Annotated in this window: 22 protein-coding genes and 1 pseudogene; 9 read left to right on the top strand and 14 right to left on the bottom strand. The window is 68.8% G+C overall.

Annotated elements, in window-relative coordinates; all coding sequences use genetic code 11:
• Positions 1-34 precede the first annotated feature (34 nt).
• Positions 35-541 (top strand): SRPBCC family protein, encoded by a 507-nt coding sequence (locus BLV57_RS42570; protein ID WP_091300469.1) that lies wholly within the window; start codon positions 35-37, stop codon positions 539-541.
• Positions 542-654: 113 nt separating this feature from the next.
• Here the strand turns inward: BLV57_RS42570 and BLV57_RS42565 are convergent, their stop codons facing one another.
• From BLV57_RS42565 to BLV57_RS42530, 8 genes are all read right to left on the bottom strand, one after another.
• Positions 655-1,836 (bottom strand): ABC transporter ATP-binding protein, encoded by a 1,182-nt coding sequence (locus tag BLV57_RS42565; RefSeq protein WP_091300467.1) that lies wholly within the window; start codon positions 1,834-1,836, stop codon positions 655-657.
• 3 nt (positions 1,837-1,839) lie between these two features.
• A complete protein-coding gene (locus tag BLV57_RS42560; protein WP_091300464.1) occupies positions 1,840-2,682 on the bottom strand; it encodes a carbohydrate ABC transporter permease in 843 nt (280 codons plus the stop codon).
• Positions 2,682-3,635: a carbohydrate ABC transporter permease gene (locus BLV57_RS42555; RefSeq protein ID WP_091300462.1), complete on the bottom strand. Its 954-nt coding sequence runs from the start codon at positions 3,633-3,635 to the stop codon at positions 2,682-2,684. Before BLV57_RS42555 ends, BLV57_RS42560 begins: the two co-directional genes overlap by 1 nt.
• Complete coding sequence (locus BLV57_RS42550) at positions 3,632-4,954, bottom strand: ABC transporter substrate-binding protein (RefSeq protein ID WP_091300460.1); 1,323 nt, start codon at positions 4,952-4,954, stop codon at positions 3,632-3,634. The genes BLV57_RS42555 and BLV57_RS42550 overlap by 4 nt, the downstream gene beginning before the upstream one ends.
• 208 nt (positions 4,955-5,162) lie before the next feature.
• A complete protein-coding gene (locus BLV57_RS42545) occupies positions 5,163-5,681 on the bottom strand; it encodes a general stress protein (RefSeq protein ID WP_176969071.1) in 519 nt (172 codons plus the stop codon).
• A 74-nt stretch (positions 5,682-5,755) separates the two neighbouring features.
• Positions 5,756-6,892, bottom strand: a complete 1,137-nt coding sequence (locus BLV57_RS42540; RefSeq protein ID WP_176969070.1) for a cytochrome P450 — start codon at positions 6,890-6,892, stop codon at positions 5,756-5,758.
• The gene (locus BLV57_RS42535) at positions 6,879-7,598 is read right to left on the bottom strand and encodes a helix-turn-helix transcriptional regulator (protein ID WP_091300453.1); all 720 of its coding nucleotides are present in this window, start codon (positions 7,596-7,598) and stop codon (positions 6,879-6,881) included. The genes BLV57_RS42540 and BLV57_RS42535 overlap by 14 nt, the downstream gene beginning before the upstream one ends.
• Before the next feature lie 82 nt (positions 7,599-7,680).
• Positions 7,681-8,877, bottom strand: coding sequence for an acyl-CoA dehydrogenase family protein (locus BLV57_RS42530; RefSeq protein WP_091300450.1), 1,197 nt, complete (start codon positions 8,875-8,877; stop codon positions 7,681-7,683).
• An 82-nt stretch (positions 8,878-8,959) separates the two neighbouring features.
• On the opposite strand from BLV57_RS42530, the gene BLV57_RS42525 reads away from it, so the two are divergent.
• Both BLV57_RS42525 and BLV57_RS42520 read left to right on the top strand, forming a co-directional pair.
• Positions 8,960-9,409: a DUF4190 domain-containing protein gene (locus tag BLV57_RS42525; RefSeq protein WP_143047313.1), complete on the top strand. Its 450-nt coding sequence runs from the start codon at positions 8,960-8,962 to the stop codon at positions 9,407-9,409.
• Positions 9,410-9,430: 21 nt separating this feature from the next.
• Positions 9,431-9,991, top strand: coding sequence for a DUF4190 domain-containing protein (locus BLV57_RS42520; protein ID WP_091300445.1), 561 nt, complete (start codon positions 9,431-9,433; stop codon positions 9,989-9,991).
• Here the strand turns inward: BLV57_RS42520 and BLV57_RS42515 are convergent, their stop codons facing one another.
• Entirely contained in the window at positions 9,992-10,807 is an 816-nt protein-coding gene (locus BLV57_RS42515; RefSeq protein WP_091300443.1) for a slipin family protein, read from the bottom strand.
• Positions 10,808-11,089: 282 nt separating this feature from the next.
• Here BLV57_RS42515 and BLV57_RS42510 point away from each other — a divergent pair, with 282 nt between their 5' ends.
• The 4 genes from BLV57_RS42510 to BLV57_RS42495 all read left to right on the top strand — a co-directional run bounded on the left by BLV57_RS42510 (position 11,090) and on the right by BLV57_RS42495 (position 14,536).
• A complete protein-coding gene (locus BLV57_RS42510) occupies positions 11,090-11,497 on the top strand; it encodes a hypothetical protein (protein ID WP_091300441.1) in 408 nt (135 codons plus the stop codon).
• 71 nt (positions 11,498-11,568) lie between these two features.
• Positions 11,569-12,867, top strand: a complete 1,299-nt coding sequence (locus BLV57_RS42505) for a magnesium transporter MgtE N-terminal domain-containing protein (RefSeq protein ID WP_091300438.1) — start codon at positions 11,569-11,571, stop codon at positions 12,865-12,867.
• The gene (locus BLV57_RS42500) at positions 12,860-13,381 is read left to right on the top strand and encodes a DUF1003 domain-containing protein (RefSeq protein ID WP_091300436.1); all 522 of its coding nucleotides are present in this window, start codon (positions 12,860-12,862) and stop codon (positions 13,379-13,381) included. Before BLV57_RS42505 ends, BLV57_RS42500 begins: the two co-directional genes overlap by 8 nt.
• 9 nt (positions 13,382-13,390) lie before the next feature.
• Positions 13,391-14,536: an Mrp/NBP35 family ATP-binding protein gene (locus BLV57_RS42495; protein ID WP_091300433.1), complete on the top strand. Its 1,146-nt coding sequence runs from the start codon at positions 13,391-13,393 to the stop codon at positions 14,534-14,536.
• A 754-nt stretch (positions 14,537-15,290) separates the two neighbouring features.
• Here BLV57_RS42495 and tatB read toward each other — a convergent pair.
• The 4 genes from tatB to sigE form a co-directional block, all read right to left on the bottom strand.
• Entirely contained in the window at positions 15,291-15,707 is a 417-nt protein-coding gene (gene tatB, locus BLV57_RS42490) for a Sec-independent protein translocase protein TatB (RefSeq protein ID WP_091300431.1), read from the bottom strand.
• 48 nt (positions 15,708-15,755) lie between these two features.
• Entirely contained in the window at positions 15,756-17,258 is a 1,503-nt protein-coding gene (locus tag BLV57_RS42485; protein WP_091300428.1) for a S1C family serine protease, read from the bottom strand.
• Positions 17,259-17,355: 97 nt separating this feature from the next.
• Positions 17,356-18,012: an anti-sigma factor family protein gene (locus BLV57_RS42480; RefSeq protein ID WP_091300426.1), complete on the bottom strand. Its 657-nt coding sequence runs from the start codon at positions 18,010-18,012 to the stop codon at positions 17,356-17,358.
• On the bottom strand, positions 18,009-18,632 hold the full coding sequence (gene sigE, locus BLV57_RS42475; protein WP_091300423.1) for an RNA polymerase sigma factor SigE: 624 nt from the start codon (positions 18,630-18,632) through the stop codon (positions 18,009-18,011). The genes BLV57_RS42480 and sigE overlap by 4 nt, the downstream gene beginning before the upstream one ends.
• 202 nt (positions 18,633-18,834) lie before the next feature.
• On the opposite strand from sigE, the gene BLV57_RS42470 reads away from it, so the two are divergent.
• Complete coding sequence (locus BLV57_RS42470) at positions 18,835-19,488, top strand: O-methyltransferase (protein WP_091300420.1); 654 nt, start codon at positions 18,835-18,837, stop codon at positions 19,486-19,488.
• On the opposite strand, the pseudogene BLV57_RS42465 reads toward BLV57_RS42470, so the two are convergent.
• Positions 19,473-20,582, bottom strand: a pseudogene (locus BLV57_RS42465) (MFS transporter); the annotation flags it as partial. The gene BLV57_RS42470 and the pseudogene BLV57_RS42465 overlap by 16 nt on opposite strands.
• 72 nt (positions 20,583-20,654) lie before the next feature.
• Between BLV57_RS42465 and BLV57_RS42460 the strand changes: the two are divergent.
• Positions 20,655-21,545, top strand: coding sequence for a LysR family transcriptional regulator (locus BLV57_RS42460; RefSeq protein WP_091300417.1), 891 nt, complete (start codon positions 20,655-20,657; stop codon positions 21,543-21,545).
• Positions 21,546-21,680: the final 135 nt, after the last annotated feature.

The following is a 21,680-nucleotide window of genomic DNA, read 5'->3' as shown; positions in this document are numbered from 1 at the left end:
CTCGCCGACCTCAAACGAGAACTGGAAGCCGATCATGACTGAAACCGCCACCGAGACCCGGACCCAGCAGGTCTACCGGATCTACATCAAGGCCACCCCGCAGGCGGTCTGGGACGCCATCACGAAGCCCGAATTCACGGCGAAGTACGGCTACACCGGCCTGGTCGACTACGAACTCCGGCCCGGCGGCAAGTACGTCACCCGGTCGACGCAGGAGTGGCTCGACATGGGCATGCCCGAGGTGATCGTGGACGGCGAGGTCATCGAGGCCGACCCGCCGCGCAAGCTCGTGCAGACCTGGCGGCTCGTGATGTCGCCCGAGATCGCCGCCGAGGGCTTCACCAAGCTCACCTACGAGATCTTCGAGACCAAGTCCGCGGGCACCCGCCTGACGGTGACGCACGACGTCACGCACGCCCCGGCCACGGCCCGCATGATCGCGGGCACCGACGAGGACGAGACCAACGCGGGCGGCGGCTGGGCCTGGATACTGGCCGACCTCAAGTCGCTGCTGGAGACCGGCTCCGCCATCGCCGGCTGACCAAGGGGCTCCTAAAAAAATCCCAATGTGGCTTTCGTCAGATTTCACCTGACGAAAGCCACATTGGCGTACTGAAAACTGACCAATGCCGCATTGGGATTTTTTAGAGGTTGTTACTCGGAGTAGGTCAGGTTCTTGCCCGAGGCGGGGTCGAAGAGTTTGACCTTGTCGGCGTCGAACCAGATGTCGACGGGCTGGCCCTCGCTGGCCGAGGAGGCCGCCGAGAGGCGGGCCACGACCGCGGATTCGCCGCCGGGGACGTCGTCCGAGCCGCTGTCGGCGGCCAGCTCGGCCAGTTCCGACGACGTCGCGGATTCGCCTTCGACCGTGAAGTGGGCGTACTTCTCCGAGCCCATCGACTCGAGCACGTCGACGGTCGCGGTGAACGTCGCGCCGCCTTGGCGCTGGGCGTCGTCGAGCAGCCCGGCGTCTTCGAAGTGCTCCGGGCGGACGCCGACGATGACCTCACGCGGCGCGTTGGCCGCCTCGGCCAGCCGACGCACCCGGTCGGTCAGCGCCACCGTGCCGAAAGCACTGCGCAGCGAGCCTTCCTCCAGCGTCGCGGGCACGAAGTTCATCGACGGCGAGCCGATGAACCCCGCGACGAAGAGGTTCGCCGGGTTGTCGTAGAGGAACTGCGGCGACCCGATCTGCTGCACGTACCCGGCGCGCAGCACCACGACCCGGTCACCGAGGGTCATGGCCTCGGTCTGGTCGTGCGTGACGTACAGCGTGGTGGTGCCCAGCTGCTTCTGGATCTTCGACACCGAGGTCCGCATCTGGCCACGCAGCTTCGCGTCCAGATTGGACAGTGGCTCGTCCATCAGGAACGCCTTGGGGTTACGGACGATCGCCCGTCCCATCGCCACGCGCTGCCGCTGCCCGCCGGACAGGTTCGCCGGTTTGCGGTCCAGATGCCCGGTCAGGTCCAGGATCTGCGCCGCCTCCTCGACCTTGGCGCGCACCGTGCTGTCATCGACCTTCGCCAGCCGCAACGGGAACGCCATGTTCTCCCGCACACTCAGGTGCGGATACAGCGCGTAGGACTGGAACACCATCGCGATGTCACGGTCCTTCGGCGCCTTCTCGTTCACCCGCTGCCCGTCGATGCGCAGCTCGCCGGACGAGATGTCCTCCAGGCCCGCCACCATGTTCAGCGTGGTCGACTTCCCGCAGCCGGACGGGCCGACCAGGATGATGAACTCGCCGTCGGCGATGGTGATGTCCACTTCGGACACCGCGAGCGCGCCGTCTGGGTATTTCTTGGAGACCTTGTCCAGGACGATTTCAGCCATGTCTTACCCCTTCACCGCACCGGACGTCAGCCCCGCGACGATGCGGCGCTGGAAGAACAACACGAAAATGATGATCGGGATGGTGATCACCACGGCGGCCGCGGAGATCGTCCCGGTCGGGTCTTCGAACTGCGAGGACCCGGTGAAGAACGACAACGCCGCGGGCACCGTCCGCGACGACTCGGTCGACGTCAGCGAGATGGCGAACAGGAAGTCGTTCCAGCAGAAGATGAACACCAGGATCGCCGTGGTGAACACGCCTGGCGCGGCGAGCGGCGCGATCACCTTGCGGAACGCCTGTGCCGGCGTCGCGCCGTCCATCTTCGCCGCTTTCTCCAGCTCCCAAGGGATCTCGCGGAAGAACGCGGACAGCGTGTAGATCGACAGCGGCAGCGCGAACGTGATGTACGGCAGGATCAGGCCCGGCCAGGTGTCGAACAGACCCAGCTCACGCTCGATGTTGAACAACGGCGTCACCAGCGAGACCTGCGGGAACATCGCGATCAGCAACGACAACCCGACCAGCAGCTGCTTGCCGGGGAAGTCGAGCCTGGCGATCGCGTACGCCGCCATCGTGCCCAGCACCACCGCGATCACCGTCGCGATGATCGCGATGCCGATCGAGTTCACCAGCGCTCTGATGAACTCAGTGGTCTGGAAGATGTCGGCGTAGTTCTGCAATGACCATTCGTTCGGGATGAAACTCCCGTCCGCGATCGTCGCCTTCGTCTTGAACGACAGCGAGATCACCCACAGCACCGGCACCAGCGCGAACACCAGCACCAGGATGTCGACCAGGCCCCACCTGGCCTTGCGGCCCGTCGTGACCGCTCCACCCATCACCATCAGCGCTTCCCCCCTGTGTCGGACCCGGGTGCGGCGGTGCCGAACACCTTGATGAAGACGAACGCGATGATCGCCACCGTGAGGAAGATCAGCACGGCCATGGTGGACCCGATGCCGAGGTTCAACCCCTTCACCAGGTTGTTGTAGGTCTGCATCGACACCGACGACGTGTCCTGCGCGCCGTTGGTGAGCACGAAGATGTTGTCGAAGATCCGGAACGCGTCGAGCGTGCGGAACAGCAGCGCCACCAGGATCGCCGGCTTCATCACCGGCAGCATCACCTTCGTGAACCGCTGCCACGCGGTCGCGCCGTCCATCGCCGCCGCCTTGAGCAGGTCGTCCGGCACCAGCGCGAGCCCTGCCATCAGCAGCAGCGCCATGAACGGCGTCGTCTTCCAGACCTCGGCGACCACGATGGCCGCCAGCGAGGCCCACTTGTTGGTCAGCACGGCCGTGTCGGACCCGAAGAACGTCAACATGTTCGCGAGATAGCCGGTCTTCGGCGTCCACGCGTAGAACCACGAGAACGCGGCGACGACCGTGACGATGCCGTACGGGATCAGCGCGACCGTCCTGATCAGACCCCGCGCGACGAGCGTGCGGTGCATGATCAGCGCGAGCGCCATACCGAGCACGAACTCGATGATCACCGAGACGACGGTCAGTCCCATCGTCGTCCCGAAAGCCGTCCACCAGTAGCTGTTCGACAGCACCGCGCCGTAGTTGTCGAGGCCGATGAACTCCTGCTGTGCGGGGAAACGCAGGTCGTAGCGCTGCAAGGACAGCCAGACCGAATAGAGGATCGGATACCCCGTCACCGCGATCATCACGATGAACGCGGGCGCGCACAGCCACAGGCCGAGCCTGCGCTCGGCCTTCTTTCCCTCACTGAGCGCGGGTTTCGCCTTCTTGTGGCCCGCCGTGGCGGGAGCCTCTTTGACCGCGTGGCTCACGGGATCACCCCTTTCGAGTTCAGCGCGTCGCCGAGCTGGTCACGCAGTTTGTCCGCGGTGGCCTGCGGATCGATGGCCGACGGCGGGGACAGGATCTTCGACATGAGCGTGGAAGCGTTCTGGTAGGCCGGGGTCAGTGGCCGGACGGCCGCCGACTTCAGCGCTTCCAGAATCGTCATGCGCATCGGGTATTCCGTGTCCATGCTCGGGTTGTCCGGGCCAGCGGGCTTGCCCGCGTCGAGCGGCCTGGTGTCGGTGTAGACCGACTCGATGGTCGGCGGGACACCGGACTTGAGCGCGGAGAACTTCTGGTTGTCCGGGTTGCGCAGGCACAGCGCCGCCTCGAACGCCTGCGGCTTGTGCTTGGAGTACGTGCTGACCGCGAGGTTCGCGCCACCGATGGTGGTCTTCGCCGGCTTGCCCGCCTCCGCCGCCGGATAGGTCGTCCACTTGAAGTGCGGCAGGTCCGCCTTCTTGTCCTTCGCGTACGCCGCGTAGACGAACGGCCAGTTCAGCTCGAACCCGGCCTGGCCGCGCTGGAAGGCCTGGCGGACGTCGTCCTCCTTCGAGTTGGTCAGCGACGCGTCGGTGACGTTCGAGGTGGCGATCTTCTTGAGCAGCGCCAGCGCCTTGATCGCGCCGTCGTCCAGCACCACGGACTTGCCATCCTCGGACAGGATGTGCCCGCCGAAGGACTCGACAAGGGTGTTGTAGAAGACGACAAGGCCTTCGTACTGCGCGCCGGTGAAGACGATGTTGCCCGGCTTGCCCTGCGCATTGAGCGCCTGGGCCTGCGAGATCATCTCGTCCCACGTCTTCGGCGGCGACGGGCTGAGCCGATCGTCGTACCAGAGCAGCTGGACGTTGGTGTTCTTGGTGGCGGCGTAGAGCTTTCCGTTCCACTCGGCCGTTTTCTGCGGACCGGGCAGCACGCCCTTGGAGGCGGCCTCCTTGTTGGCGCCGGTCCACTCCTCCGCCCAGCCGGCCTCCGCGAACTCGGCGCCCCAAGTGACGTCGAGGTAGAGGAGGTCGAGCGAGGTGTCGCCGGCGGCGAGCCTGCGCACCATCTGCTCACGCTGGCCGTCCGAGCCGCGCGGGAGCTTGTTGTAGACGATCTCGTAGCGGCCTGCCGCCGCCTTGTTGCAGTTGTCCACTACGGACTGCAGGTTGTCTTCCGGCGCGTGGTACAGGTTGATCTTCAGCCCACTGTCCGAGCCACAAGCGGTGAGCAGGCTCGCCGCGACGAGCCCGGCGCCCGCCAGCGCCGCGACCCTGCCCGGCGAGCGCCCCCGTTGCTTGCCCGCGATCGCTTTCCCCATCAGGCCTCCTAGCGGCGCGCACGACGAGGCCCGGAGTACACCGGCAGGCTGACCAACACCCGCGCCAGCACCCCGACGTGCTAGTGCTCGGGCGGAACGGTGGAGGCCGTCCCGCCCGACTGGTGTGAGCAACCTATTCCGGCCGATCACGCCCCGCAAGCGTCATCCGCAACGATTCAGAAAGCCGACGCCACCCGGGTAGATCAACTCACCCGGTCGAGGGACTCGGCCGCATGGCGAGTTTCGCCAGCAAATCGCGGCCCTGCTCGGCCGTGCGCGGCTGGCACAGCACGTCGTAGCGGCCGGCGACCAGCTGGCTCGCCGAGGAGAAATCGCGGCGGCCTTTGGACATGCTGTACCCGATTGCCGCAAAGACGACACCGGACAGCACACCGAAGACGAGCCCGGTCAGCATCGGCTGCCAGGCGAAACCCTGGTTGTTGAACATGCCGAGCAGCAGCCCGACCACGAGGCCGAACCAGGCGCCGGACACCGCGCCGGTGCCGAGCACCCGGCCCCAGGAGAGCCTGCCGATAACACGTTCGACCAGCATCAAGTCGACGCCGACGATGGTGACGTCCTCGACCGAGAACTCGCTCTCGGCGAGGTAATCGACGGCGCGCTGGGCCTCGCCGTAGGTCCCGTACGACCCGATCGGCCAGCCGGTGGGCGGGGTCGGGAGCCGAGGCTGCCCAGCGGGCTGCTTGCCACCAAAGGGACTGCTCAAGCTGACCACCTACGCACTCGTGAGGACTGTGCGTCCCATCCTCTCAAGTCCGGCGCGAGCGTGCGAACCAGGCGTCAACAGGCCCAGTCCAGCCGCAGTGCGGTGACGTCGACGCCGACCGGCGTGGTCCTGATCCCGGCCGATTCCTCCGGCAGCCGCCAGCGGCCCGGCAGCCGCTCGACCAGCACGGAAAGCGCGATCTCGGCCTGCCATCTGGCCAGATGCGCGCCAAGGCAGAAGTGGATCCCGTGGCCGAACGACAGGTGCGCGCCCGCCGCGCGCCGAGTGTCGAAGCGATGCGGATCGGCGAACACGGCCGGATCGCGGTTGGCGGAGATGATCATCGCCACGACACGCTCGCCCGCGCCGATCTCGTGCCCGCCAAGGGTGGTCGCGGTCGTCGTGAACCGGTCCGTGCCACCCGATGGCGGAAGGAACCTGAGCACCTCCTCGACGACACCCGCGACCGGCGCGGCACGCAGCCACGGATACCGGTCCAGGCAGAGCAAAGCGTTGACCAGCAAGGTTTTCGTGGTCTCGTGGCCGTTGATCAGCAGCAGGGCGCAGAAGTCGGCCAGCTCTTCGTCAGTGAGCCCGTCCGCGGCGGCCAGAGTGCTGATCACGTCGTCGCGCGGCGCCGCCCGCCGCGCTTCGGCCAGCTCGCGAAAATAGGTGGCTAGTTCGTCATATGCCTTCTCGAATTCGGCACGGCGCGAAGGGTCGAGCGCGAACGAACCGGCGAACGACGTGACCGCCTCCGCCCACCGCACGAAGTCCGGCTGCCGCCCGGGATCGACACCGAGCAGCGCGGCGATCGTGATGATCGGCAGCGGGTAGGCGAACCCGTCGATGAAGTCGATGCTGGACCCCTTCGTGGCGTCGAGCAGCTCTCGCGCGGTCGCGGCGATGCGTGGTTTCAGCGCGGCGACCGCGCGCGGGGTGAACGCCCGGCTGACGATCTTGCGCTGCCGATGATGCTCGGGCGGATCGAGCGCGAGCATGGTGCGCAGCAACGGGTTGTCCGCGTGCGGCACCGGCTCGGCGCTGTGGCGCAGCTCGTCGGACGAGAACGTGGCGTGCTCGGTGAGCACACGGTCGACCTCGGCGTGACTGTGCACGAACCAAGCGCCGTGGGTGAACCGGACCGGCTCGCGCAACCCGTCGGCCGCGGTCCGTTCGTGGAACTCGAAGATCACTTCAGTGCTGCTCATGCGCCGATCGTGACGACGGCGGCGCGGCCGTGGCTTGGAGAAATCGGCCATCCGCCAAGGCGTCCGGCAGGCAGCCCGCCGCCCGGCGGAACTCGGCGAGCAGATGCGGCTGGTCATAGAACCCGTGCCGTGCGGCGATGTCCGCCCACCGCGGCGGCTTGCCGAGCTTGAGCGATTCGCGCGCCGACTCGACGGCCCGATGGAGCCGGGTCACCCGGAGATAGGCCTTGGGTCCCAGCCCGACGGCTTGGCCGAAGCGCCGTCGCAGCTGCCGTTCGGAAAGACACGCGAGTTCGGCATGCTCGGCGACCGTGAGTTCGGGCCGTGCGGCCATCGCCCGCACCACGCGCAGCATGAGCGCGTCCGGCTCACGCCGGGGCTCGAGCCGCCCGGCTTCGAGCGCGCGTGCGTCGCGCGTGCCCATGAGATCCTCGATCGGTGCGCCGCCGAGCGGGATCTCGTCGGCCGCCAGCCACAGCCAGGCCGAGCAGGCACCCGGCCGAAGCCGGAAACCGATCAGTTTCCCGCCGGGCGGGAGTTCCCCTTGCCTGGCGACCTGCTCGGCGCCCGCCAGCCACAGCCCGCGGCCGGGCATGACCAGCAGGTCGACCGCGGGTTCCGGCAGTGAGGGCGGAAGCGGTCCCGCGCCGTGCCGGACCCAGCGCGCAGCCACGTGCTCGCGCAGGCCCGGCGACGGCGTGATCATGCGACCAGTAGAACACCTCAGGCTCGGGATAAAGCGGGCTTTATCCCGCGTCGCGCTTCGCGCTTACGGGATAAAGCCCGCTTTATCCGCGGGACTTGTATTCGCGGAGGAGGCCGCGCGAGATGATCGTCTTCTGGATCTCGGAGGTGCCTTCGCCGATGAGCAGGAACGGGGCCTCGCGCATGAGGCGCTCGATCTCGTACTCCTTCGAGTAGCCGTAGCCGCCGTGGATGCGGAACGAGTCCTGGGTGACCTCGGCGCAGTACTCGCTGGCGATCAGCTTCGCCATGCCCGCCTCGACGTCGTTGCGCTCGCCCGAGTCCTTGAGGCGGGCGGCGTTGACCATCATCAGGTGCGCGGCCTCGACCTTGGTGGCCATCTCGGCGAGCTTGAACGCGACCGCCTGATGCTCGGCGATCGCCTTGCCGAAGGTCTTGCGCTGCTGGGCGTACTCGACGGCCAGCTCGAAGGCGCGGATCGCGATGCCGCAGGCGCGGGCGGCGACGTTCACCCGGCCGACCTCGACACCGTCCATCATGTACGAGAAGCCCTTGCCCGGCGCCTCGCCGAGCACCTTGTCGGCGCCGATGCGGAAGCCGTCGAACACCGCTTCGGTGGTGTCGACGCCCTTGTAGCCCATCTTGTCGATCTTGCCGGGAATGGTGAGCCCCGGAGCGACTTCGCCGAAGCCCGAAGGCTTCTCGACCAGGAAGGTGGTCAGGTTCTGGTGGGGCTTCTCGGCGCCCTCGTCCGTCTTCACCAGCAGGGCGATCAGGTTGGAGCTGCCGCCGTTGGTGAGCCACATCTTGGCGCCGTCGATGACGTAGTCGTCGCCGTCGCGCTTGGCGCGGGTCTTGATCGCGGCCACGTCGGAGCCGAGGTCCGGCTCGGACATGGAGAACGAGCCGCGCACCTCGCCGGTCGCCATCCGGGGCAGGAAGTGCTCCTTCTGCGCCTGGGTGCCGTGCCGCGAGATCATGTGCGCCACGATGAAGTGCGTGTTGATCACGCCGGAGACGCTCATCCAGCCGCGCGCGATCTCCTCGACCACGAGCGCGTAGGTCAGCAGCGACTCGCCGAGCCCGCCGAACTCCTCGGGGATGGTGAGCCCGAACAGGCCCATCTCCTTCATGCCCTCGACGATCTCGGCCGGGTAGGTGTCGGAGTGCTCGAGTTCCTGCGCGTGCGGGATGACCTCCTTGTCGACGAAGGCGCGGACCGTCGCGAGGATCTCGGACTGGACGTCCGTCAGGCCGGCTGTCTGGGCGAGGCGAGCCATCACTGCTCCCTTTCGAGCGGTCGGAACGCCGTGCCCGGCGCTGGGTTACCGGTGAGTATGACCCCAATCCCCCAGTCCTGCTATGAGCACGCTCACGCCGGTCTACGGTGAGAGCACATCAGCACGAGGGGAACAGAACGTGACCTACCCGCCGCAGGATCCCTACGGCCAGCAGCCCGCGCCTTATGGCCAGCAGCCGTCGGGGCCGTACCAGCAGCAGCCCTACGGCCAGTACCCGCAGCCCGGCTACCCGTACGGGCCCGGGATGAACCCGGCCAGCCAGGACACCGGCATGGCCGTCGGCGCACTGGTCTGCTCGCTCATCGGGCTGTTCCTGTGTGGCGGGACGCTGTCGATCGTCGGGGTCATCCTCGGGCACATCGCGCGCGCCAAGGCGAAGCGCGGTGAAGCGGGCGGCGAGGGCATGGCGCTGGCGGCGCTGATCATCGGCTATTTCGCGATCGCGCTGATCATCATCGGCATCGGGGTGTTCGTGGCGTTCGGCATCGCCACGCACTGGCGCTTCAGGTAAGGGACCAAGGGGACAACGAGCATGACCGAACCATCCAGCCCGGCATCGGACCCGACGCCGTCGCCGTCACCCGATCCGGTATCCGACGCCACCGCGGCGCCGTCGCCTTCGCCGGACCCCACGGCCGAACCCGCTCCCGAGCCCGCGCCGTCACCGGAGCCGGTGTCCGGGTTCCCGTCGTCGACCGGGTTCGCCCCGCCGGAGCCGGATCCGTACGGCGCCCCGCCGGCGTCGGACCCGTTCGCGTCGCCCGCCGCCGCGCCGTTCGGGACGCAGCCGCCGCCCTTCGGCCACCCGTACGGCTACGCGCCGACGGGCGGGCCGGTCGTGCCGCAGCCCAGCAGCGGGCTCGCCATCGGCGCGCTGGTCAGCTCGATCGGCGGGCTGCTCACCTGCGGCCTGGCGTCGATCGCGGGCGTGATCATGGGCCACATCGCGTACAGCCAGGCCAAGCGCGGCGAGTCCGGCGGCGAGGGCATGGCGCTGGCCGCCATCATCGTCGGCTACGTGATGCTCGCGCTCTGGGCGGGAGCCCTCGCGGCGGCGATCGTTTCCTACACGACCGGGTGGGCTTATCGATGACTAGTCGGCGGCCTTCAGCTGGCCGTTGACCGGTTTCTCCGGCAGCTTCTCGGCCGACGGCGCCTTGGGCGTCGAGGCTTCTAGAAACCTGAGCAGTTCCACCGGGAACGGGAGGACGAGCGTCGAGTTCTTCTCGGCGGCGACCTCGACGACGGTCTCCAGCAGGCGCAGCTGCAGCGCGGCGGGCGTGTCGGCCATCTGCGCGGCCGCCTGCGCGAGCTTGTGCGAGGCCTGGAGTTCACCGTCGGCGGAGATGACCCGCGCGCGGCGTTCGCGTTCGGCCTCGGCCTGGCGCGACATCGAGCGCTTCATCGACTCGGGCAGCGCGACGTCCTTGATCTCGACGCGGTCGATGTGGATGCCCCAGTCGAGCGCGGGGCTGTCGATCATGAGCTCCAGGCCCTCGTTGAGCCGTTCCCGGTTGGAGAGCAGGTCGTCGAGGTCGCTCTTGCCGATGATCGACCGCAGCGAGGTCTGCGCGACCTGCGCCACGGCCGCGCGGTAGTCCTGCACGTTGACCGCGGCGATCACCGGGTCGATGACCTTGAAGTAGACGACCGCGTCGACCCGGACGGTCACGTTGTCGCGGGTGATGCCGTCCTGCGCGGGCACCGGCATGGTGACGATCTGCATGTTGACCTTCTGCAGCCGGTCCACGAACGGGACCAGGTAGGTCAGTCCCGCGCCGCGCACGGCGGGCCTGACCCGGCCGAACCGGTACACGATGCCGCGCTCGTACTGCTTGACCACCCGGACGCTCGCGGAAAGCCACGCGCCGCCCGCGAGCACCGCCGCGCTGAGGATTTCGATCACCATGGCAACTCCCTGGTGTGCACGCTCCCCCTTCGCTCTGATGTTACGCCGCGTCAGGTCACCTTTTAAGCCCTGCTTGAAGTTCCCCGCTTTCCCGCGCTCGCGCGGAAAGTACGGGATTTCCCTTTGTTCGAGCCGGACGTTTTCACCAAGAACAGCGTGACGAAGCAGTGGTAAAACCGGGGCCTACGAAAACGCTTTCAGCCCAGGCTGAAATCCCTTGCCAGTGCTCGAAAAGCTCGCTTACGTTCAAGCCGCTCAAGCTGACCAACACACGGGGGTATCGTGCGGAAGTTCATCATCGGAGCGCTCATCGCCTTCGCCGGTCTCGCCGGCTTGGCCGCGCCCGCTTCAGCGGCGGCAGCCGGACCGCAGTCGGTCCAGGGTTGCCCCGGCACCAAGAGCCAGAACAACGACGGGATCACCGTCTTCGTCTACTTCAAGGAAGTGACGGGCAGCTGTGTGGTGAGCCAGGTCATGGCCTCGAACATGTCGGGTGGCTCGATGTACGGGCATTTCTACGTCTGGGGCCCGGACGGTTACGCCACCAACAGCCCGACCAAGACCTGGGGTTACACCGAGGGATTCATCACGAACCCCAACTACGTCGCCCGTTCCGGCCAGCTCTGGTGCGGGAAGTTCTACGACGGGAACAACAACCCGGTGACCCGGAACGTCTGCGTCACCATCTGAGCCGATGAGGCTCCACGGCGCCGCTCGACTCGGTCGGGCGGCGCCGCGTGCCACCCCATAGGCTGAGCGCCATGGGCTCCGTGAACAGGGTTTTTGTCGCACAACTGGCGGGTTTGCCGGTTTTCGGCCCTGATGGGGAATCGATCGGCAAGGTCAGGGACGTGGTCGCGGGCCTGCGGCTGGATCATCAGGCGCCCCGGGTGCTCGGGATCGTGGTCGAGCTGTCCACCCGCCGCCGGGTCTTCGTGCCGATGCTGCGGGTCACCTCGATCGAGCCCATCGCGGTCACGCTGGCGACCGGTTCGGTCAACATGCGCCGGTTCCACCGCCGCCCCAACGAGGTGCTCGTCGTCGGGCAGCTCTTCGACGCGCACGCCGGGCTCGCGGGCTCCGACGCCAGGATCACCGTGGTCGACGCGGCCATGGAGCCGACGCGCACCCGCGACTGGGTGCTCGCGAAGCTCGCGATCCGTGAGCGCTCGCGGGGACTCGGGCTCAGCAAGCGGCGCGGATCACTGCAGATCATGCCGTGGTCGGAGGTGACGGGGCTCGGCCTGACCGATCTCGCCGGGCAGCCGCAGGGCGCCGGGCAGCTGCTGGTGCTCTTCGACACCATGCGCGCGGTCGACGTCGCGGCGACGTTGCGCGACCTGCCGTTGAAGCGGCGGCACGAGGTCGCCGACGCGATGGACGACGAGCGGCTCGCGGACGTCATCGAGGAGCTGCCGGAGGACGACCAGAAGGACCTGCTCTCCTACCTGCCGGAGGAGCGCGCCGCGGACATCCTCGAGGCGATGAACCCCGACGACGCGGCCGACCTGCTCGCCGAGCTCACCCCCGCCGACCAGACCAGGCTGCTGGAGCTGATGGAGCCGGACGAGTCGGCGCCGGTCAAGCGGCTGCTGGCGTACTCGGCCGACACCGCGGGTGGCCTGATGACGCCGGAGCCGGTGATCCTCACGCCCGACGCGACGGTCGCCGAGGCACTCGCCCGGATCCGCAACCCCGAGCTGCCGCCCGCGCTGGCGAGCATGGTGTTCGTCTGCCGCCCGCCGACCGAGACGCCGACCGGGCGTTATGTCGGCTGCGTGCATTTCCAGCGTCTGCTGCGCGAACCGCCCGCCGAGCTGGTCGCGGGCATCACCGACACGGATCTGTCCGCGCTGCGGCCCGAGGCGCCGCTGGCCGAGGTCACGCGCTACTTCGCGGCGTACAACCTCGCCTGCGGCCCGGTCGTCGACGCCGAGGACCATCTGCTGGGCGCGGTGACCGTCGACGACGTGCTCGACCACCTGCTGCCGGAGGACTGGCGGGAGACCGGCCTCCACGACATCACCGGCGCACACCCCGAGGAGGCCGACCATGCCTGAGCTGCTCTCCCGGCGGCGGCTCGACCAGCCGCGCAACCAGAGCCGGTTCACGCTCAACATCGACCCGGACTCGTTCGGGCGGTTCACCGAGCGGATCGCGCGGTTCCTGGGCACCGGCAAGTACCTGTTCTGGCAGACGCTGATCGTCATCATCTGGATCGTGCTGAACCTCACGGCGCTGTCGCTGCAGTGGGATCCGTACCCGTTCATCCTGCTCAACCTGGCCTTCTCGACGCAGGCCGCGTACGCCGCGCCGCTGATCCTGCTCGCGCAGAACCGGCAGGACGACCGTGACCGCGTCTCGCTGGAAGAGGACCGCAACCGCGCGGCGCAGACGAAAGCGGACACCGAATACCTGGCCAGGGAGATCGCCGCGCTGCGCATCGCGGTCGGCGAGGTGGCCACGCGCGACTATCTGCGCGGCGAACTCGACAAGCTGCGCGAGGACCTCAACCCGAAGCCGAAGAAGGCCAAGCAGAACCGGGCCGAGAGCGCGACTCCTACCGGTACGTAGCATGGAGGTGTGACCAGTACGCAGCAGCTTCCCAGCGTCGAAGAAGTCCGCACCGCTCTGAAGGCCGTCCAGGACCCGGAGATCAAGAAACCGATCACCGATCTGGGCATGGTCAAGGACGTCGTGGTCGGTGCAGACGGCGTGGTCACCGTCGGCATCTACCTGACGGTCGCAGGCTGCCCGCTCAAGGCGACGCTGACCAACGACACCAAGGCCGCGGTGGGGAAGCTCCCCGGCGTCACCTCCGTGCACGTCGAGCTGGACGTGATGAGCGACGAGCAGCGCTCGGAGCTGCGCAAGTCACTGCGCGGCGACTCGGCGGAGCCGGTCATCCCGTTCGCCCAGCCGGGCTCGCTGACCAGGGTCTACTGCGTCGCGTCCGGCAAGGGCGGCGTCGGCAAGTCCTCGGTGACGGTCAACCTGGCGGTCGCCATGGCCGAGCGCGGCCTGTCCGTCGGCGTGGTCGACGCCGACATCTACGGCCACTCGATCCCCCGCATGCTGGGCGCGAACGAGAAGCCGACCAAGGTCGACACGATGATCATGCCGCCGCAGTCGCACGACGTGAAGGTCATCTCGATCGGCATGTTCACCCCCGGCAACGCCCCGGTCATGTGGCGCGGCCCGATGCTCCACCGCGCGTTGCAGCAGTTCCTCGCCGACGTGTTCTGGGGCGACCTCGACATCCTGCTGCTCGACCTCCCGCCGGGCACCGGCGACATCGCCATCTCGGTCGCCCAGCTCATCCCCAACGCCGAGATCCTGGTCGTCACGACCCCGCAGCAGGCCGCCGCCGAGGTCGCCGAGCGCGCGGGCGCGATCGCGATGCAGACCCGCCAGCGCGTCGCGGGCGTCATCGAGAACATGTCCTGGCTCGAGAACCCGGACGGCACCCGTCTCGAGATCTTCGGCTCGGGCGGCGGCCAGACGGTCGCCGACTCCCTCTCGAAGTCCGTCGGTTCGAAGGTGCCCCTGCTCGGCCAGGTCCCGCTCGACCCCCGCCTGCGCGAGCAGGGCGACGCGGGCACCCCGATCGTCCTCGCCGAGCCCGAGGCCCCCGCCTCCCTCGTCCTGAAGGACGTCGCGACCAAGCTCTCGGTCCGCGCCCGCGGCCTCGCGGGCATGATGCTCAACGTAACCCCCGCAGGCCGCTGACCCCCCGTTCCTTGTCGGTCCCCGGGACCCCGAGCGTTGTGAGCGCCACGTTCGCAACCTTCAACGTTGTGAACGAGGCGCTCACAACGCTCAGCCCCCTCCCGAAGCGGACGAGCGAGCACAAGTCGGGCAACGTCACGCGGATTCCGCGAGCCACTCGCCCAAATCCGGCCCACAAGGGTCCACAAAGGACTCACGCGGCCGAGATTTGCCCTCTATGTCCGCTTTGGCGGACTTTGCCCGGGCACGGGGAGCGCGGCGGACGTTACAAGGGCCACCCTTGTAACGCTCAGGGTGACAAAGGCCGCCCTTGTCACGTACGGCCGCCCTCGCCAGGTGCGCGCCCGCCGACCCCGCGTCGGAGCGCGAGCCCAACGTTGCGAAAGGGGCGCTCACAACGCTCAACGTTGCGAACGAGGCGCTCATTTCTCACGCCGGGCGAACAAAGGGGACAAACCGGCGTGATTCGGTCAGCCTTCGGCGCTGAGCGTTGCGAACGAGGCGTTCACCTCTCGCGCCGGGCGGCCAAAGCGACCTCGGGCTTGGGTTCCAGCGCTGCGAACCGGGTATTTCGGGCCGCTGGCGACCTGGTACTTCTGGCCACTGGCGCCCGGGATGCTTCTGGCCACTGACGACCTGGTACTTCTGGCCACTGGCGCCCGGGATGCTTCTGGCCACTGACGACCTGGTACTTCTGGCCACTGGCGACCGGGGTGCTTCTGGCCGACCTCAGCGAGCAGGCGCTAGGCGCGGATCAGGTGGCGTCCGGGTCGATCGGCGGCTTCTCGCCCGGCTTCAACGGCTCGGCCTGCGGCTTCGCGGGCGCCGCCGCGTAGCCGTTCGAGCCGTTCGAACCATTGGCGCCGTTGGTGCCGTTGATGTTGTTGAGGCCGAGCGGGTCCGAGTCACCGTCGAAGAGGTGCTGCGTCACCACGCGCTTCGGGTCGAAGTTGCGCAGGCCGCGCAAATCTTCGAGGGGCTTGCGGAGTTGCTCGAACTCCGGGCCCATCTCGTCGCGCAGCTGCTCGCGGGCGCCCGTGGCGAACTCGCGAACCTTGCGCATGCTCTTGGCGAGCCAGGCGGCCGCTTCCGGCAGCCGCTCCGGACCGAGAATGAAGAGACCGGCGACGATGAGCACGAGGATCTCGCCCCAGCCAACGCTGTCGAACACCCGTGAACCTCCGCGTCAGGCCAAACCGGTTCAAGCCTACCCGTGTGGTCAGGCCGATCCCAAGGTCACATCGACGGTCAAAACCGCCTTGTCACGGACAAGCTGGACAGGAACGACCTCACCGGGCGCCTTGTCGTCGACGCCAGCCAGGAAATCCAGTGCCGCGCGGACCGGATGATCGGCGACCTTGATGATCACGTCGCCCTCGCGGATGCCCGCCTTGGCGCCGGGGCCGTCGGGCGCGAGGTTCTGCACGCGCGCGCCGGTGCTGGTGCTGCCCACGACCGAGGCGACGTTGATGCCGATCTCGGCGTGCTTGATCGTCTCGCCCTTGATGAGCGCCTTGGCGACCTTCACCGCCCTGTCCGACGGGATCGCGAAACCGAGGCCGATGCTGCCGTCACTCTGCCCGGTCTTGATGGAGGAGTTGATCCCGACCAGCGCGCCGGTCGAGTCGACGAGCGCGCCGCCGGAGTTGCCGTGGTTGATGGGGGCGTCCGTCTGGATCGCGTAGTAGGCGCCCGGCGTCTGGCCGTCCTCGCCACCGGCGATCGAGGGCCGGTTCGTCGCGCTCACCACGCCGGCGGTGACCGTGTTCTGCAGGCCGAGCGGCGAGCCGATGGCGAGCACCGTGTCACCGGGCGCCAGGTCGGCGGACTTGCCGACCTGCACCACCGTGAGGTTCGGCGTGTCGACCTTGATCACCGCGAGGTCGCCTCGCTGGTCGCCGCCGACGACCTTGGCGATGGCCTGCCTGCCGTCGGTGAAGAACACCGTCACGACCATCTGCTTGTTGGTGACCGCCTCGGCGATCACGTGGTAGTTGGTGAGCAGGTAGCCCTGCGGGTCGATCACCACGCCGGAGCCGATGAAGGCGCCGTCCTGGCCTGGCGCGCTGATCTGGATCGAGACGACCGCGGGCGAGACGCGCTTCGCGATGTCGGCGACCGAACCGGCCGGGCGTTCCTTGGCCGCTTCGGCCTCGGAGATGTTCGCTGAGCCGGTCAGCGACTCGCCCGCGCTCGCGAACCACCAGCCGACCAGCCCGCCGACGGCGCCGACCAGCAGCGCGATGACGCCGAGCAGTGCCAGCGCCTTCGGCTTGACGCGCCGTCCGAACAGGACTTCGGGGAGGCTGAGCTGCGCGCCGGGCTTGCGCTCGGCCTTCTCTTCCTCGTCCTCGGCGGGCACGGCGGGACCGCCGAGCACCGCACCGGCGCCCGGGTCACGCCACGGGTTCGCGGCCTGGGACCACAACGCGGCTTCGGCGGGATCGGCCTTGGCGGAACCGTTGCCACCGGCCGGACGCTCCAGCAGCACGCCCTCGGCGCCTTCCGGGCGCCGGAACGCCTCGGCCAGCGACTCGGGCGGCGGGCCGAGCGGCCGGTGGCCGTTGCCCCTGGCGGGAGCGGAGAGCTTGTCGAAAGCGCCTTCGACGCCCTGCGGGCGCCCGAAGGTCGCCGCCAGCGCCGGGTCCACGGCGGGTTTGTCGAGCGGACGCGGTGGGAGCCGGTCTTCGCCATGCTGCTCGTGGTTCGGCTGCTCGGTCATCGTTCCCCGGTGCTGAGATGATCAGGTCGCTCGGCGTGACCCTACGCCAAGCCTCGATGAGACGAGTCTGCCTCGCCAACGGTGAAACTGGCGTTGCCTACTTCAGGCCGACCAGCTGCGGCGTTGACGTGACCGTCGGAGTCGGCGGGGCCGGCTTCGGCGGCACCAGCTCGGCGGGCACCAGGTTGACGCCCTGCTGGGGCGGCCTGGCGGTGGTGTTGTTGGCGACCTCGCCGGTGTCACCCGTGGTCGCGACCAGCGCGAGCGCGCTGAGCACGAGCCCGGACACCACGACGCCGGCCCCCTGCGCCGCACGGCGCTTGGCCACGCCGGCCCTGCCGCCGCCGAGCACGTTGGGCGAGTTACCCAGCGGCGCGGAACTTCCCAACGGGGCGGTGCCTCCGAGCACGCCGGAGTCGCGCAGCCCGGCGACCCGGTCCGGCCGCTGGATCGCAACGAGCTGGCCGTCCGCGGTGATCGCGAGATTGTCCGGGGTCGCGTCGAGTTCGGTGTTCTGCGGGATCTGCTGCAGGCTCGCGAGGAACCCGGCGGACATCGAGGGCGCGCCCGCGCGCCGCAGCGCCCGCACGGCCTGCCGCTGCGCCGACACCTCGGCCGCGCACGACGCGCAGCGCGCGATGTGCGCCGTCGCCCTGTCCTGGGCGCCGAGCGTCAGCTCACCGTCCACGAGGGCCACTACCGCGTCTGGAAGCAAATGCGACTCGGGGAGGCCCCATCCTCGCGGTTCGCTCATGCGGGGGCCTCCACGGCTTCTCGTTCCGTCGCGCGGCGGCGTTCCAAGGAAGCGCGCAGCGCCTGCCGCCCGCGGTGAATCCTGCTTCGCACGGTGCCGAGTTTAACGCCCAGCGTCGCGCCGATCTCCTCGTACGAGAGACCTTCGACGTCGCACAGCACGACCGCGGCGCGGAACTCCGGGGGCAGCTCGTCGAGCGCCTCCTGCAGATCCGGGTCGAGGTGGGTGTCCGAGTAGACCTGCTCCGGGCTCGGGTCGTCGCCGACGATCCGGTCGGTGTCCTCGGGCAGCCCCTCCATGCGCACCCGCGAACGGCGGCGCGCCATGTCGAGGAAGAGGTTGGTGGTGATGCGGTGCAGCCACCCCTCGAAGGTGCCTGGCTTGTAGGACGCGAGCGAGCGGAACACGCGGATGAAGGTCTCCTGCGTGAGGTCCTCGGCGTCGTGCGTGTTGCCGGTGAGACGGTAGGCCAGCCGGTACACGCGGTCGGCGTGCTCCCGAACGACCTCGTCCCACGAGGGCGGGGTCCATGTGGCCTCGCTCGAGTCGACCGTGACCGGCTCGACCTCGGGCTGGCTCTCCAGCTGGCTTGTCGTCATCGGCGGAGTCGGCACCTCCATCAGGCTGTTCTCCCCACTTACTGCACCCAACGCGGGCGATCCGCTCGGTGTTCCCGTTCCAATGGACTTGAGTCTGTCCGGCTTCCTTATGGTTCTAATGAGCTTGGGCTGAGAGAAGTCTGAGAAGTTGACGGTCAAGTTGAAACCAGTTCGATCAGGGAGCCTGCGCTGATTTATCGACAAGCAGCGCTAACCTCCCTGCGTGAGCTCCGGAACACACGCCACCCCCTCGGCTCAGGTGACTGACGTCGATTTCGTGGAGGGGTACCTGCCTGACGACGAGGCGCTGGTCGCCGCGCGCGTCAGAGCGGCGGATTTCGGCTGTGTCCCGCTCGGGCCCGCCGCGGGCGCCGCGCTGCGCTTCATGGCCGCGACCCTGCAGGCCAGGGCCGTCGTGGAGATCGGGACGGGCGCCGGCGTCAGCGGGCTGTACCTGCTGCGCGGGATGGCCCGTGACGGCGTGCTGACCTCCATCGACCTCGAGCCGGAGTACCACCGGTCGGCGCGCAAGGTGTTCACAGAGGCGGGCTTCCCGCCGGGGCGGACCCGGCTGATCATGGGCAAGGCGCTCGACGTGCTCCCCCGGCTCACGCCTGGCGGCTACGACCTGGTGTTCGTCGATTCGGCACGGGTGGAGTACCCGAGCTGCTACGAACAGGCCGTGTCACTGCTGCGGCCCGGCGGCGTGCTGGCGTTTCACAACGTGCTCGCCGGCGGCAGGGTGGCCGATCCGTCGCGCCGCGATCCCGAGACACTGGCGCTGCGCGAGGTCGCGCGCGCCATCCGCGAGGACGAGCGGCTGGTGCCCGCGCTGCTGCCGGTCGGCGGCGGGCTCTTGGTCGCCGCCGTCGCGTAGAGGGCCAGGCCCAGCCACGACGTGGTGAGCGCGATCAGCCACGGCCAGCCCGCGTGCCCGTAGACGACGCTGCCGAGCGTGCCGCCGATGCTGCTGCCCAGGTAGTAGGAGAGCGTGTAGAGGCCGGAGACCTGGCCGCGCCCGTGTTCAGGCGCTTCGGCGGCGGCCCAGCCGTTGGCGACCGCATGCGCGGCGAAGAAGCCACCGGTCAGCACCACGAAACCGGCCGCGACCAGAGGTAACGAGTCCGGCAACGTGAGCAGGCCACCGGCGATGGTGACCAGCAGCGCGCCGACGAGCGAGCGGCGTCGGCCGAACTTGGCGACCAGGCGGCCCGCGGTCGACGAGGACACGGCGCCCATCGCGTACGCCAGGAACACGAGCGAGGCGATCGCGGGCGGCAGGTTGATCGGCGCGCCGGTCAACCGGAACCCCGCCGCGTTGTAGAGCGCCACGAACGAGCCCATGGCGAGCAGCGCGATGGCGTACTGCACGAGCAGGATACGGCTGGTCAGCGCGGCACCGAGGCCGCCGAAGACGTTCGCCTTGGGTTGCTTCGACGACGTCGGCAGCGCCAGCACGGTCACGACCGCGCAGCCGAGCGCGATGACCGCGACCACGGCCAGCGCACCGCGCCAGCCGAGTCCCTCGGCGGTGAACCCGCCCGCCAGGCGGCCGGTCATCCCGCCGATCGTGTTGCCGGCGATCATCGCGCCGACGGCCGCGGCGACGCCGGTCTTCCCCAGCTTCTCGACCAGATACGCCGCCGCGACGCCAGGGAAGCCCGCGATCGCGACGCCTTGGACGGCGCGGAGCACGAGCAGCACGGGATACGACGGCGCGAGCGGCAGCAGCAGGCCGAGCAGGACGGAGGTGAGCACCGACGTGACGATCACGGCCCGCCTGCCGACGACCTCCGACAGCGCGGCGATCGGCAGCACGGCCAGCGCCAGCGCGCCCGTCCCGACGCCGACCGCGAGCGACGCGCCGCCGGGGTCGAGGTGGAACTCGGCCGAGAGCTGCGGAAGCAGCGGCTGCGGCGCGTAGAGCAACGCGAACGACGAGATGCCGGCAGCCGCCACGGCGAGGGTCACCCGAGACACGACTTCGAAAGTAAGCTTTGCTAATCAATACGTCTAATACGCTTTTCTGCGACTATCGATACCGTGACGCATGAGAAGCTCGCGGCCCAGCTGGCGCCCAACCTCGCGCTGCTCGCCGCGCTCGGGGAGATGGCGAACATCACTCGCGCGGCCGAGCTGCTCGCCGTGCCGCAGCCCACGCTCAGCCGCAGGCTCGCGGCGCTGGGCGAGACGCTCGGCGCCCCGCTGACCGCACCCCACGGCCGGGGGATCCGCCTCACCCGCGCGGGCGAACTCCTCGCCGACGCCGCGTCGGACGCTGTGGCGCGTCTCGAGTCCGGAGTCCGCCGGGTGCTGGAGGAGGTCGAGCCGTCGAGCGGCCACGTCGTGCTCGGCTTCCTGCACCTGCTCGGGCGGTCGCTGGTCCCATCGCTGCTGCGCGACTACCGCGCGACGCATCCCGGCACCCGCTTCACGCTCGTGCAGGGCTCGCGGCAGAACATGCTGGACCGCCTCCGCGACGGCGAACTCGACCTCGCGCTGCTCGCCCCGACGCCCGCCGACCCGGCCTTCGAGTCCTGCGTGCTTTCGGAGCAGGAGATCCTGCTGTCGGTGCCCTCAGCGCACCCGCTCGCTTCGCGCGACGAGGTCACCATCGCGGAGCTGGCCGACGAGGAGTTCGTGCTGCTGGAGCCGGGCTACGGGCTTCGCCAAATCACGGACGCCCTGTGCGCCCAAGCGGGCTTCGAGCCGAAGATCGCCTTTGAGGGCCAAGAGTCCGACACCGTGCGCGGCCTGGTCGCGGCCGGGCTGGGCGTCGCGCTGCTCCCCCACTTCGAACCCGGCTTCCCCGCCGGAGTGGTCGAAGTCCCGATCACCCCGCGCGCCTCCCGCTCGATCGGCCTGGTCTGGCGCGCTGCCGAACCCCTACCCCCGGCGGTCGCCGCCTTCCGCGCCCACACCACCCGCCGATGACCGCTTGGCCCCAAAGTCACTTTCGGGACATGCCAGAGCCCGAAAGTGGGGTGGTTTCAACTGGTTGTTGCAAGTAGTGCTTTGTCTAGTGCTTGTGCTGGTGTGAGCAGGCCGAGTGTAGGGCGTGGTCGGGTG

The sequence above is a fragment of the Amycolatopsis xylanica genome (assembly GCF_900107045.1).
GTDB classification, from domain to species: Bacteria; Actinomycetota; Actinomycetes; order Mycobacteriales; family Pseudonocardiaceae; genus Amycolatopsis; species Amycolatopsis xylanica.
Note: the sequence above shows the minus strand (reverse complement) of the source record. Positions and strands in the feature narration are given on the sequence as shown.